We start from the raw sequence: 11,483 nt of genomic DNA, 5'->3' as shown, positions 1-11,483 counted from the left end.
AAAAACAGCATGATGCTTATGAAAAGTAGGATACTTGCTTTCCTTCTTGTTCTGCTGTTGGCATTGAGCCTTAGTACATACCAGCGAGATAGCGTTTTAGTGAAAATAAATCCGAACGAGGAACTTCTGTCCATTGTTTACTACCTCGCATTTGGGCATGATGAGTTTGTAATCCACAGAGGGAAGTACATCAGCGATGTAGAGAAGTGGTTTGGAGCGTACAAAAACCACAGAGCGGTGGAGGTACTTAGGGAATACTTCAAAAATGCAAAAAGAATTCCCGAGAAGGACTATCTGTTATTTGTTCTTGATGCATATCTTCTGCAGTTCTCAGAGCCACCTGAAATGAAAAGAATCTACACAGAATGGCAGGATCAGGAGCTTGACAAAATAGTGGATGCTCTGAGGGAGTTTTCCAGGGATACAAACTTCATAGAATTTTTCAGGAAGCATGAAAACTACTACAGCGAAGACCTGGAAGTTTACACCTCTGCTATAGCCCTGCTTCCTCCAGACAAATTCATGAAGTCATATATGAACTCAACCAAAGTTCGGTTTGAGTTTCATTTTCCCTATCTGGTATGTATTCACGGGCACAGCTTCAGAGAAAAAATAAGCGAAACGGTAATCTACGGCTCCGGAGGAATGCATCCATTAGTCAGAAGAAACCCTCCCCAAACATACTGGGGCTTTCTTAGGGCAAAGGACACAGTTTTTGGGCTTCCACTAAATAGTGTTTACGTTAACAACTCAGAATTTGACAGAGTGTGGATTTTGGAGTTTATCTACCACGAACTTGGGCACGACTTAACCTCACCCAAGCTCGGCGAGTATTATGGATACAAGGTGAGACCCCTTAGGTACCTTGAAGACACCATAGAAGAGGATATACCTTACTTGGCAACATACGACATCCACTTCTGGGGCGAAGCAACAATGATATACGAAAGTTTTGCAGATGGCTGGGCATACTTTGCCCTGAGTAGAATAAATAAGGACTATGCAGAACTCTCTCTGGAGATGCAGAAAGCATGGGGAGAATTTTGGATCGAAGAGGTTGTAGAGCTCTACGAAAAATACGCCAGAATTGCCGTTGAAAACAACAAGCCTCTAGACGAGTACATGCTTAACATTTTGACGGAGTTAGCCCAAAAAGTGCCTGAAGAGAAGGCAAAAGCCCTTTATAAGGAAAGAGTACCCGTGACTCCTTTGAGAGCCTTGGATGATGTGGTAAAGGAAGGAGAAGTGCTCATAGTCTACGGCACGCAAAATCCGGACAAAAGTGGTGTGGATTACGACAGGAAAACCGCGGAAATAGTTAGAGATTACCTCCAGAGGTTTTATTCCCAGTGGACAGGAGAGATAAAGGTAGAAGTTAAGAGCGACCTGGAAGTGACCGACGAGGATTTAAAGAAGGATCTGATTCTCATTGGAGGTCCAGCTAGTAACAAAGTCGTCGATCAGCTGGATGAAGGCTTTCCCTTGAGATTTGTGTTTTCAAACGGAACATGGATTCTGGAGAAAAATGCTGAATTCAAAAACGTCAGAACGTTTCTAATAACGGATCAAAATATAAAAGAAATCGAATTTACCAGCAAAACCTATAACTCACCCCTTACATCTCTAATAATGGCAATACAAAACCCATATCGGCAAGACAACTACATAATATGGATCGCCGGGACGGATAGATACGGAACAAGAAGGTATAAAAATCCAACCTACTACCTACTAAGCTACCAAATATATGATGGAAGAGTCATTGAGGACGGATTTTACTCCTGATCCTCGCTGTTCTTTCCATTCTTTATGTATGGCTTGCCTATTGCTATGCTGAAGCCTTTGAAGGAGTCATCCTTGCGGTGGAACTCTATAGCCAGCGGCAGATTGTTATCTTCATTTATCACTATTCTAACGATTCTGGCGCGCGAATGGTCGTTCAAATATTCTTCCTTAAGCTTGTCATAATGCTCCAGAGCTTCGTTTATAGCGTCCTCGTGCATGTTGTAGATTTCCCTGGAGTAGTTGCTGTGCTCCCTTATTGATTTTATCACATCCTCCTTATCCAAGGTATCACAACCTCAGGCTTTGCGCCAGGATTGCCCATCCCATTTAAATATTTTTCTCATCTGAGCAAATTTTAAAGCCTCTTCAAGCTTTTCCTTCGGAACCTCCATACCGTGGAGCTCTTTGAACAGCTCAACTATTTCATCTGCAGTGAGGGCTTCCTTTTCCTCAAACAGGTTGCCCACAAGGTTTATCATATCCTCAACAAAGTTCCATGGGAAGACTATCCATGCCCAGTCAATCTCCTCTCCAAAGTAATCTGGCTTAAACTTTGAGGTTTTTATCGTCAAAAGAGTTGCAACTTTTATTTCAGCTGGATTTTTGCTCTCAATGTAACTCTTTGCCAGGGTTAAGCTTTCTCCAGTGTCCGCTATGTCATCAACTATCAGAACTTTCTTACCTTCAAAATTGTATTGCGTGCCGTACTTAAGTTTGGCTTTCCCATCTGGAGTTGCCGTGACCCCCCAGTGCTCAACCTTAATGCTGACGAGGTCTTTAATGCCCAAATAGTCACAGTAAAGCCTCGCTGCAACCCAGCCGCCTCTTGCAAGGCCCACAACAACGTCTGGCATCCATCCTTCTTCAAGAATCCTGATAGCTCCTTCTTTGGCCCACTTCTCTATATCGTCCCAAGAAGCTAGGTATGCTGGAAACTTCTTCATGATTTCCCTTACTGGCGTTAATGAAAAGGGAGTATTTAAGCTTTTCCCGAAGAAGGCATACATCTATACTATCTCCAAATGGAAGTGGAAGGTCGTCGAGGTTGTCGCCCAGATGAGAGACTTCAAAGTAGCAAGGAGCTGATGAAAGACCCCGAGATGCGGAAGCACGGCAAGGAAGTTAGCAGGCTCATACAGCGCCTAATTAAGGAGAGAGCCTTCGAGGTGGAGCGCATAGATGAAGAAAAGGCCTTGAGAGAAGCGAAGGATTTCATGGAGAAGGAGCTCGGCATCGAGATAATCATCAACCCCGAGGAGGACAAGGGTGGAAAGAAGAAGGCCGCGATGCCGCTGAAGCCGGAGGTGTTTGTTGAGTGAGGGTCTCTTTTCTTTTTAGTTTGTTTTGTTAGCCTCCTGAAGCAACCGTTTACACTTCCCGTTCATTTCATTCAGCCCGTTCACGATGTTCTCGTAGGTGGGTGGATAAACATAGGTAAAGTTCATGATCGCATCAATACCCCTATTGACGAGAGATACATCTTTGTTGGTCATGTTCCCGCTTTGGATGGACAAATACACCACATCAAGAAGCTTCACGCAGTCCCCGCCAGAGGGAGCCAGAGTATCATCTTCGTATCCTAGCCAAGCCCCCAAGTAATCTACGTTCATCTCCAGCTTTGAAAGGGAGTATTTTGTGTTGTTTAGCTCAATAAGTAGGGCGAGTTCTGATTTATTATTTTGGGGACTGTCCATAAGCCTTTTCACGAGTTTTGCATGATGCCTGACCTCGAAAATTTCGTGAGTGAGCTGAGAAGTCACAAGAGTTTCCTTTATACTCTTCTGTTCTTCTCTCAAACGCTCGTTTTCGCGTGAGACCGACCAAAGCTGGGCAATCAAAAGAAAAATAATGAAAAGGTACAATGCATCCCTTACCCCAAGCCTCATAGTATCACCCATGTGTTACGTATATTGGTATATTAGTGTTTATAGTCCTCACCTTTGTGGCATAAATGTATTCCCAGTAAACGGGAACCTTATAAAATGCATAAACTGGCGCCATGCCCCCGTCCCCTTCTTGGTATTCTATTATGACACCCTCAACGTTTATCCTATCGCCCGCATCCGACAATTCAACATTGTCAAATATAAATCTAACGCTTTAAGTATTAGGTACAGATGTCCTTTCAAAAATTCCACTCCGAAACGAGCCGCCTTTGCCTCCCGACTGGTTGCATATTGAAATACTCGAACGCTTCCGTGTACTCAGGTTCGCGCCTCTAGAAGAGGGCATGAACGTCCTCGAAACCGGCTGTGGCGCCCATGCAATAACAACAGTTCCGCTCGCTTACCTCGTTGGTGAGACCAGCAGAGTAGTTGCCGTGGATAAAGCCCGCTGGCTAACGTCTGCAGCGGGGGCTGAAGCACAGGATACTCTCCATAAAACTCGACGCAAAAGAACTGCCCTTTCCATTCAAAACGTTTGATCTAGCCGTTATCGTCCACGGGGTCAGAAGCTTGAAAAACGAGGAAACCATCGTCAAAGTCATCTCAGAGATGCTCCGCGTTTCCGAGAGGATCTTCATAGCCGAGACCCTCCCAATAGCAAACAACGAACGCCAAAAGGCACACCTTGAACTGTACAACCTGAGGCAGGAGATATTCGAAGCCCTGTTCGGCGAGAAGGACGATCTGCACTACTTCCCGCTGGAAAAGCTGGAGGACTTCGTGGAGCGCGCCGGAGGAAGGATCGTTGAGAGTGGAACCTTTGAGCCCAACCTGCCGCACTACCTCGCATACATACCGCGGGAGTACGTAGCGCAGATAAAAGATGAGAAAAAGCGCTCTGAACTCCTGAAGCGGTGGGACAGGGCCTACAAAAAGTGGAAGAACGGGGCCGAACACCTGCCCGTGGGATGGCTGGTTGCCGAAAGGTAAACCAGCCGAAAATCTTAAAATTAATAACGTGATATTAAATATCATGATACTAAAATTCATTGATCGGGAAGAGGAGCTCCATGCACTTGAGGAGCTTTACGCCCAGGACAAGGCTCACCTCATCATCATCTACGGCAGGAGAAGGATTGGAAAGACCGAGCTCGTGAAGCAGTTCATAAATGGAAAGAAGGCCTTCTACTTCTTAGCTAAAAAAGAGCCTATGGAGCTTGAGCTTGAACGGCTCATAAAAGCGTTCAACAGGAAGTTCAACGTCTTCATCGAGGCAAGGAATCTTGAAGAGTTCTTTGAGAGAGTAAAAGAGTTCGGAAAGATAGCCTTCGTAATAGACGAGTTCCCCTACTGGGTTGAGGAAGATAAAGGGATTCCCTCGACATTCCAGTACATCTGGGATGAAGTGCTGAAAGACTCAAAGGTTTTCCTTATTCTGCTCGGCTCTTCGATCTCGACGATGGAGAGCCTTATGAGTTACAAGAACCCGCTCTACGGCAGGAGGACGGCCCAGATAAAGCTCTGTCCTCTTGAATTCTTTCACCTGAAGGAGGCTTTCCCACGCTACAGCTGGGAGGAGCTCGTTAGGGTCTATGGAACTATAGACGGAATTCCAGCTTACTTCCAGTACTTCGATGACTCTCTTCCAGTGGAGAAAAACATCGAGAACAACTTCTACAATAAGGTGAGCGTCCTCTATGAAGACGCCGAGAGGTTGCTGAAAGACGAGCTGAGGGAACCGATTACGTACCTCAACATCCTGAAGGCCATAAACGACGGAAAGACGAAGCTCACGGAGATAGCTAATGAGACAAGGGTCGCTGTGACGAACCTCCCAAAGTATCTCAAAGTCCTCGAGACCCTCGACCTCGTGAAGAAGGAGTACCCGATAAACCAGAGAAAGCGCGGGCGCGGCGTTTACAGGGTGAAAGACTTTTACTACTGCTTCTGGCTCCGCTTTGTCTACCCCTACCGCGATGACATAGAGATCGGAGCAATAAGCTTCGAGGATTTCCAGAGCGACTTCAACCGCTACCTCGGCGAGGTCTTCGAGAGCGTTGCTGGACAGTTCCTAATAAGGATGAACCGTCTCGGAAAGCTGCCCTTCAGGTTTACAAAGCTCGGAAGATGGTGGCACAGGGGGGAGGAGATCGACTTAGTTGCCCTCAACAGCATCACCGGGGAAGCGGGGTTTTTCGAGGCCAAGTGGAAGAACTTGAGCGAAAGGGAAGCGAGGGGGATCCTGAAAGACCTTGAAAGAAAAGCGGAGCTCACGGGAATATCTGGGAGCCACTTCGGACTGATCGGGAAGAGAGTGGAAGGAAAGGAAAACCTGAGGGAAGAGGGCTACATCGTCTTTGACCTCGAGGATTTCAACGAAGTTAGAGAGAAAGGGCGCTAACTATCCTCTCAATAACCTCATCGCCACCTCAGTGTAGAGTGCCGGCATCTTGCGGAGCGAGTCTATCTCAACGTACTCATTCGGCCCATGAATGTTGCCCCCTTTCGGCCCAAAGTCTATCGCCTTCACCCCATAAGGCGTGAAGAACCTTGAATCCGCCGCCCCTGGCCCTTCTACGGGTTCGGCTTTCTCGCCAAAGTTTTCAAGCGTTTCAAGCATTGCCCTCACTATCTCGTCCTCCGGGTGGGTAAAGAGATACCCGGCTTTCTCGTTATTGCTTACAGTAACTTCCGCTTCCGGTATATTGAAAGCCAAAACCTCCTTTATTGTGGTCTCGATGTCTTCATGAGAATGGCTCATTGCCCTTATATCGAGCCTCAAAACATGCTTACCGCCATTAAACGAATAGAGGTTGGGCGTTATCGATACTCCATAGTCGCTGTACTTTTCCGGCTTTATAGGCGCTCTCACCAGAGGCACTATCGCCTTTAAAAGCTTCGTTAAGCCAATATCTGCTTCAACTTCATCTCCTTCTCCCGGCTCAAGGTACTTGAGCGTTACCTCACTCGGCACAACGTTTCCTTTGAGGAACTTTCCTTCAAGAGAGACTGCCAAAACGTTTGAATTCCTCAAAAAGTGCGAAAGTGCTATCATCGGGTGAGTATCAACTCCAGGAAGGAAATAAGCAGCGTGCCTTGTCTCAATAACCGGGGTGCTTATCTTAAAGGTTCTCTCTTTTAGAAATCCCCTTACCCTGACTTTTTCAGAGGGTACGCTTATGGTGACGCCAAACCCCTTTCTCCTGCGTATTATGGGCTTCATGCCAATGCCGTCTGCATTGATCATATATTCCGGAAGTTTATTTTCGCTCTTCAGCTTTTCAGCAATGTGCATTGCAATTTTTCCACCAATTTCTTCATCCCCAGTAAAGGCAAACAGAATCTTCCCCTCAAACTCCATTTTTGAGAGCTCCTTCAGTGCGAACATTATCGCAGCCACGTTTCCCTTGTCATCGGCGCTTCCCCTCCCATATGCTCTGTTGCCTTTAATGGTTAGCTCAAACGGTTCGGTTTCCCACTCTTCTCTGTTTACGGGAACTACATCAAAGTGGGCCATGAAGAGGAGCTTTGGCTTTCCACTTCCGATTTCACCACAAACTGCATAATAGCCGCCCTTTTCTATCAGCTCAGCTTCAATGCCCCAGGAGGACAGTGTTTCCATTATAAACTTCGGGCAGTCCTTTGGGGGTTTTATACCTTTTGCCGGGTCGTTCGTTGTGTCAAATCGTACCAGTTCAGAAAGGAGTTCAACAACATCCATAGACAACACCATTAAGATATTCATCGAAATGATATTTAAGAATTTCCACACCAACTATAGCCGGTGGTGAAAATGAAGCCAAAACCAATGCTCTTTGAGGACATACCCAATGAGATTATAGCAGCAGAGGAAGGTGACGAGGGAGTGGACGAAGAAACAACGGTAGAGCAGTTTTTTGCCGAGAGCAAGGGCAACACACTGTATTTCTCCTACGCAACCACAAACGCAAAGATAACCATAGGCATAACCCACGATAAGGCAAGCCTTGAAGAAATGGTAAAAGCAGCAAAAGAACTCCTGGCAGAGTTCAAAAAGAAAAAAGAGTAATCAAACGTTTATTCTTTTCCATATTGTCCCCTGAGGAGTATCTTCAAGCTGGATACCAAGCTCTCTGAGCTCGCTCCTTATTTTGTCTGCCAGCTCAAAGTTTTTCTGTTTTCTAAGTGCACTTCTCACTTCAACTAAGAGCTCTATTAGCTCTTCCTCTTTTGTTTCTTTAGCCTCTTTGAAGTAGTCCTCGAATATGCCGAAGACTTCACTTATCATCTTGAAGAACTCAAGGGCTTTTCTGAGAACGCTTTCCTTTGGCCTCTCAACCCTCTCCAGATACCTGTTTACGGCATTTGCCACCTCGAATATTGGCTTCATAGCTTCGGCTGTGTTGAAGTCGTCGTCCATTGCTTCGTAGAACTTCTTCCTTGCATCCCTCACCACTTCATAAAGCTCGAATTCCTCTTTGTCCCATCTGAACGGCGTTTCTGCCTTTTCAAGGGCTATCCTAATATTCTCAAGGGTGTTGTAAAGCCTCTCAAGGTTGTTCTTGGCGTGCTGAATTCCCTCTTCCGTGTAATCCAACGGAGAGCGGTAGTGCTTCTGAAGGACAAAGAACCTGATGACCTCAGGCGAGTATCTCTGAAGGAGCTCCCTGATGGTAACAAAGTTTCCGAGGCTTTTGCTCATTTTCTCTCCTTTGACCATTACAAAGCCCGTGTGAAGCCAGTAGCGCACCCATTCTTTGCCCGTACATGCCTCTGTTTGAGCTATCTCGTTTTCGTGGTGCGGGAAGATTAGATCGTTGCCGCCACCATGAATGTCAAACTGCTCGCCGAGGTATTTGGTGCTCATTGTGGAGCACTCTATATGCCAGCCAGGCCTTCCCTCACCCCAGGGGCTTTCCCATTTGGGTTCCCCGGGCTTGGCTTTCTTCCAAAGCGCAAAATCTTCGGGGTTCTTCTTGCCCTCACCGGGTTCTACACGCGCGCCTTTGACAAGGTCATCGAGCTTTATCTTGCTGAGCTTTCCATAATCTTTGAACTTCCTTACCTCAAAATAGACCCCATCACTTCCCTCATAGGCATAGCCCTTTTCCTCAAGCTTCCTAACGAATTCAACTATATCCTGAATGTGCTCCGTTACCCTTGGATAAATGTCGGCAGGCTTTACCTTCAAAGCCCTCATGTCCTCAAGAAAGAGCTTCAAGAACTTTTCAGCCAGCTCTTTTGGGTCTTCCCCGGTTTCATTTGCCCTTCTAATAATCTTGTCGTCTATATCGGTGAAGTTCATTACCATTAGAACGGTGTAGCCTTTATGCTCCAAGTATCTCCTGATAACATCAAAAGCTACGTAAGTTCTCGCATGGCCGAGATGAGTGTAATCGTAAACAGTCGGCCCACACACGTACATTCTAACCTCTCCTTCTCTCAAAGGCTTAAACTCTTCCTTCTGCCCGGACATTGTGTTGTAAACCTTCACTCCAATCACCCAGAAAGAGTCCTTCGAAGTTTTTATTAGATTATCGCTTCCGGCAAGTGCAAAGCTTAAAAACCCCCTTCCATAATCTAAACCAGTTTTTGAAAAAAGGAAAGAGGAGGTTATGATTATGAAAGTTGCGAAGAAAGACGTGATAAGGCTCCACTACACCGGAAAGATAAAAGAAACAGGAGAGATATTCGATACCACTTATGAAGATGTTGCAAAGGAAGCCGGGATATACAACGAGAAGGGAATCTATGGACCGGTTCCAATTGCCGTCGGAGCTGGACACGTCATAAAGGGCCTCGATGAAGCTCTTGAAGGTCTGGAAGTTGGAAAGAAGCACACCATTGAGCTTCCACCGGAGAAGGCATTCGGAAAGAGGGATCCAAAGCTCATAAAGACCTTCACAATCGGCCAGTTCAGAAGGCAGGGCATCTACCCATTTCCCGGACTTGACGTGGAGATAGAGACCGACAGCGGAACAAAGCTCAAAGGAAGAATAATAAGCGTCTCAAGCGGTAGGGTTAGGGTTGACTTCAACCACCCATACGCAGGGAAAACCGTTATTTATGAAGTTGAGATACTTGAAAAGATAGACGACCCAATAGAGAAAGTGAAAGCCCTAATCGAGCTCAGAATCCCAAGGATAGACTTTGAGAAAGTGCAGATCGAAGTTGGCAAAAACGATGTTAAAATAGACTTCGGAGAGCAGGCAATAGACCCAAGAACCCTTGTCCTAGGAGAAATCCTTCTTGAGAGCGACCTCAAGTTCCTAGGATATGAGAAGATCGAGTTCAAGCCAAGTGTCGAAGAGCTCTTGAAGCCACCAGAAGCCAAAATGGAGGAAGAAATCGAGGAAGCCGAGGCCAAAGAAGAAGTAGAAGAGAAAACAGAAGAAAAAGCCGAAGAAACAAAAGAGGAAACCGAGGAGACAACAGAGACAGTAAAAGAAGAAAAAGCCGAAAAACAAGAGAAGAAAACAACCAAGAGAAGAACGAGAAGGACCTCCAAAGGACGCAAAAAGAAGAACGAGTGAGCCCTTTATCTTTTTTATTTGGTGAAGGCTTTGAGAAATGTTCTCCTCCTCTACGTTCTTGCCGGCTTTCTCATTGTGATCAACTATCGAGTAGGGGAAAACATCCACGAGTGGGCATTCTACGACGCCCTCTTCTATGTGGTTATACCCCTCATAGCCGCTTATCTGCTTGGTTTCAAGCCTCATAAATTAGGCTTTAAAATAGGACGAAGGGAAGGTTATATTTGGGCATTTGCTCTCTTTCTCCTCTCCTTCCCCATAAGCATTTATGCCTCTCATCTGGAAAGCTTCAGGGCTTATTACCCGATATTTGCCTACTCCTCCTGGAAGGACTTCCTCCTCAAGGAGCTCTTAATTGGCATCATCATGTTTGCCCATGAGGGGTTTTACAGAGGAATTCTCCTCTTTCCCGTGGCAGAGAAAAACGAGTGGGCTGGAATAATCGCCCAGAACATCCCTTATACCCTGGTTCACATAGGCAAACCACCGCTGGAAATTCCATACTCCTTCATAGCGGGGATAATCTTTGCGAAAATAGATTTAAAGAGCGGAAGCTTTCTGCCGAGCTTCCTTCTCCACTGGGCCGGGGCAGTTGTTTTTGACGTCCTCTGCACTATAGGGACTTGATAGTAATGGTACCGTTTACAGTAGAGAGCACAACCTCGTATTTACCGTTTCCAAGAACAGCGTTAAAAGATTTTGGACCATGGAACGGAGGCTTCGAAAGCTCTCCCGGAACTTCCGAATCTATTTTCCCATTGACAGCCGTGGCCTTAATTACGGCATCGGCATCTTTTGGAATGTAAGCTTCAATTCTTCCGTTAACCGTGGAAATCTTGATGTTATCGTTTATACGGGACAGCAGAGCTGTGATTGAACCGTTTACAGCAGATATTTTTTCGGCAGAAGTGTTTTCTATGGAAATGCTCCCATTTACAGTGCTAATTTTCCCTGCTTTTTCAACGTTCTTTATGGATATTGCGCCGTTAACGTTTCCAGCTTTTTCTATTTCAACTCCTTTCGGCACGCGGATATTGAAATTGACAGAACTCCCACCAATGCCAACACCAAAGGTCTTTTGCTGTTCAACTTTAATCGTAAACATATTTCCCTCTTTTTTGACCTTTATTTTTGGCTCAGCACCCAAAAGCCCCCATTTTTTCTCGGCTTTCAGCTGTATTGTTTCACCTTCGTAGCCTTCAATTCTTATGGCTCCGTTTATGTTTCCGATCTTTAGCTTTGTTCCTTCTCCCACTTTATATTCCCTCTCAACAACTTCAATCATATTCATCACCTCAAT

14 protein-coding genes and 1 pseudogene are annotated in these 11,483 nt (G+C 45.8%); 8 read left to right on the top strand and 7 right to left on the bottom strand.

The features are described 5' to 3' along the window. The first annotated feature begins 9 nt into the window (after positions 1-9). Positions 10-1,785 (top strand): DUF4932 domain-containing protein, encoded by a 1,776-nt coding sequence (locus THEPK_RS04835; protein ID WP_232194539.1) that lies wholly within the window; start codon positions 10-12, stop codon positions 1,783-1,785. Here THEPK_RS04835 and THEPK_RS04830 read toward each other — a convergent pair. Continuing rightward, on the bottom strand, positions 1,776-2,069 hold the full coding sequence (locus tag THEPK_RS04830; RefSeq protein WP_042698993.1) for a hypothetical protein: 294 nt from the start codon (positions 2,067-2,069) through the stop codon (positions 1,776-1,778). The genes THEPK_RS04835 and THEPK_RS04830 overlap by 10 nt on opposite strands. Before the next feature lie 12 nt (positions 2,070-2,081). Then, a complete protein-coding gene (locus THEPK_RS04825; RefSeq protein WP_042698990.1) occupies positions 2,082-2,729 on the bottom strand; it encodes a phosphoribosyltransferase in 648 nt (215 codons plus the stop codon). A gap of 46 nt (positions 2,730-2,775) precedes the next feature. Here THEPK_RS04825 and leuS point away from each other — a divergent pair. Continuing rightward, positions 2,776-3,104: pseudogene (leuS, locus tag THEPK_RS04820) on the top strand (leucine--tRNA ligase); the annotation flags it as partial. Positions 3,105-3,119: 15 nt separating this feature from the next. On the opposite strand, the gene THEPK_RS04815 reads toward leuS, so the two are convergent. Together THEPK_RS04815 and THEPK_RS04810 are read right to left on the bottom strand one after the other, a co-directional pair. Next, entirely contained in the window at positions 3,120-3,671 is a 552-nt protein-coding gene (locus THEPK_RS04815; protein ID WP_042698982.1) for a hypothetical protein, read from the bottom strand. Positions 3,672-3,675: 4 nt separating this feature from the next. After that, entirely contained in the window at positions 3,676-3,855 is a 180-nt protein-coding gene (locus THEPK_RS04810) for a hypothetical protein (RefSeq protein ID WP_042698979.1), read from the bottom strand. A 160-nt stretch (positions 3,856-4,015) separates the two neighbouring features. Between THEPK_RS04810 and THEPK_RS13570 the strand changes: the two genes are divergently transcribed. The 3 genes from THEPK_RS13570 to THEPK_RS04800 are packed head-to-tail and all read left to right on the top strand — an operon-like array spanning position 4,016 to position 6,072. Continuing rightward, on the top strand, positions 4,016-4,210 hold the full coding sequence (locus tag THEPK_RS13570; protein ID WP_232194538.1) for a hypothetical protein: 195 nt from the start codon (positions 4,016-4,018) through the stop codon (positions 4,208-4,210). Between the two features lie 31 nt (positions 4,211-4,241). Beyond that, a complete protein-coding gene (locus tag THEPK_RS13565; protein ID WP_232194537.1) occupies positions 4,242-4,661 on the top strand; it encodes a hypothetical protein in 420 nt (139 codons plus the stop codon). A 43-nt stretch (positions 4,662-4,704) separates the two neighbouring features. Further along, a complete protein-coding gene (locus tag THEPK_RS04800) occupies positions 4,705-6,072 on the top strand; it encodes an ATP-binding protein (RefSeq protein ID WP_042700584.1) in 1,368 nt (455 codons plus the stop codon). On the opposite strand, the gene THEPK_RS04795 is transcribed toward THEPK_RS04800, so the two are convergent. Beyond that, positions 6,073-7,404 carry a M20/M25/M40 family metallo-hydrolase gene (locus tag THEPK_RS04795; RefSeq protein WP_255346947.1) on the bottom strand — a complete coding sequence of 444 codons (1,332 nt, stop codon included), beginning with the start codon at positions 7,402-7,404 and terminating at the stop codon, positions 6,073-6,075. A gap of 60 nt (positions 7,405-7,464) precedes the next feature. Between THEPK_RS04795 and THEPK_RS04790 the strand changes: the two genes are divergently transcribed. After that, entirely contained in the window at positions 7,465-7,719 is a 255-nt protein-coding gene (locus THEPK_RS04790; RefSeq protein WP_042698973.1) for a hypothetical protein, read from the top strand. Here THEPK_RS04790 and cysS read toward each other — a convergent pair whose 3' ends face one another. After that, the gene (cysS, locus tag THEPK_RS04785) at positions 7,720-9,150 is read right to left on the bottom strand and encodes a cysteine--tRNA ligase (protein WP_198011305.1); all 1,431 of its coding nucleotides are present in this window, start codon (positions 9,148-9,150) and stop codon (positions 7,720-7,722) included. 121 nt (positions 9,151-9,271) lie between these two features. Here cysS and THEPK_RS04780 point away from each other — a divergent pair, with 121 nt between their 5' ends. Together THEPK_RS04780 and mrtA are read left to right on the top strand one after the other, a co-directional pair. After that, the gene (locus THEPK_RS04780; RefSeq protein WP_042698968.1) at positions 9,272-10,183 is read left to right on the top strand and encodes a peptidylprolyl isomerase; all 912 of its coding nucleotides are present in this window, start codon (positions 9,272-9,274) and stop codon (positions 10,181-10,183) included. Positions 10,184-10,204: 21 nt separating this feature from the next. Further along, positions 10,205-10,810 carry a CPBP family archaeomyxosortase MrtA gene (mrtA, locus tag THEPK_RS04775; protein ID WP_042700581.1) on the top strand — a complete coding sequence of 202 codons (606 nt, stop codon included), beginning with the start codon at positions 10,205-10,207 and terminating at the stop codon, positions 10,808-10,810. Here mrtA and THEPK_RS04770 read toward each other — a convergent pair. Beyond that, a complete protein-coding gene (locus THEPK_RS04770; RefSeq protein ID WP_042698965.1) occupies positions 10,797-11,468 on the bottom strand; it encodes a DUF4097 family beta strand repeat-containing protein in 672 nt (223 codons plus the stop codon). The genes mrtA and THEPK_RS04770 overlap by 14 nt on opposite strands. Positions 11,469-11,483: the final 15 nt, after the last annotated feature.

The sequence above is a fragment of the Thermococcus sp. PK genome (genome assembly GCF_000430485.1).
GTDB lineage: Archaea > Methanobacteriota_B > Thermococci > Thermococcales > Thermococcaceae > Thermococcus_A > Thermococcus_A bergensis.
The sequence above is the reverse complement of the archived record's forward strand: the minus strand, read 5'-3'. Positions and strand labels throughout refer to the sequence as shown.

Bases quoted from the DNA above. Each gene is read 5' to 3' on its own strand.
- THEPK_RS04835 (WP_232194539.1), top strand. From the start codon at position 10: ATGATGCTTATGAAAAGTAGGATACTTGCTTTCCTTCTTGTTCTGCTG.
- THEPK_RS04825 (WP_042698990.1), bottom strand. From the start codon at position 2,729: ATGAAGAAGTTTCCAGCATACCTAGCTTCTTGGGACGATATAGAGAAG.
- THEPK_RS04815 (WP_042698982.1), bottom strand. From the start codon at position 3,671: ATGAGGCTTGGGGTAAGGGATGCATTGTACCTTTTCATTATTTTTCTT.
- THEPK_RS13570 (WP_232194538.1), top strand. From the start codon at position 4,016: ATGAACGTCCTCGAAACCGGCTGTGGCGCCCATGCAATAACAACAGTT.
- THEPK_RS04800 (WP_042700584.1), top strand. From the start codon at position 4,705: ATGATACTAAAATTCATTGATCGGGAAGAGGAGCTCCATGCACTTGAG.
- THEPK_RS04795 (WP_255346947.1), bottom strand. From the start codon at position 7,404: ATGGTGTTGTCTATGGATGTTGTTGAACTCCTTTCTGAACTGGTACGA.
- THEPK_RS04790 (WP_042698973.1), top strand. From the start codon at position 7,465: ATGAAGCCAAAACCAATGCTCTTTGAGGACATACCCAATGAGATTATA.
- THEPK_RS04780 (WP_042698968.1), top strand. From the start codon at position 9,272: ATGAAAGTTGCGAAGAAAGACGTGATAAGGCTCCACTACACCGGAAAG.
- THEPK_RS04770 (WP_042698965.1), bottom strand. From the start codon at position 11,468: ATGATTGAAGTTGTTGAGAGGGAATATAAAGTGGGAGAAGGAACAAAG.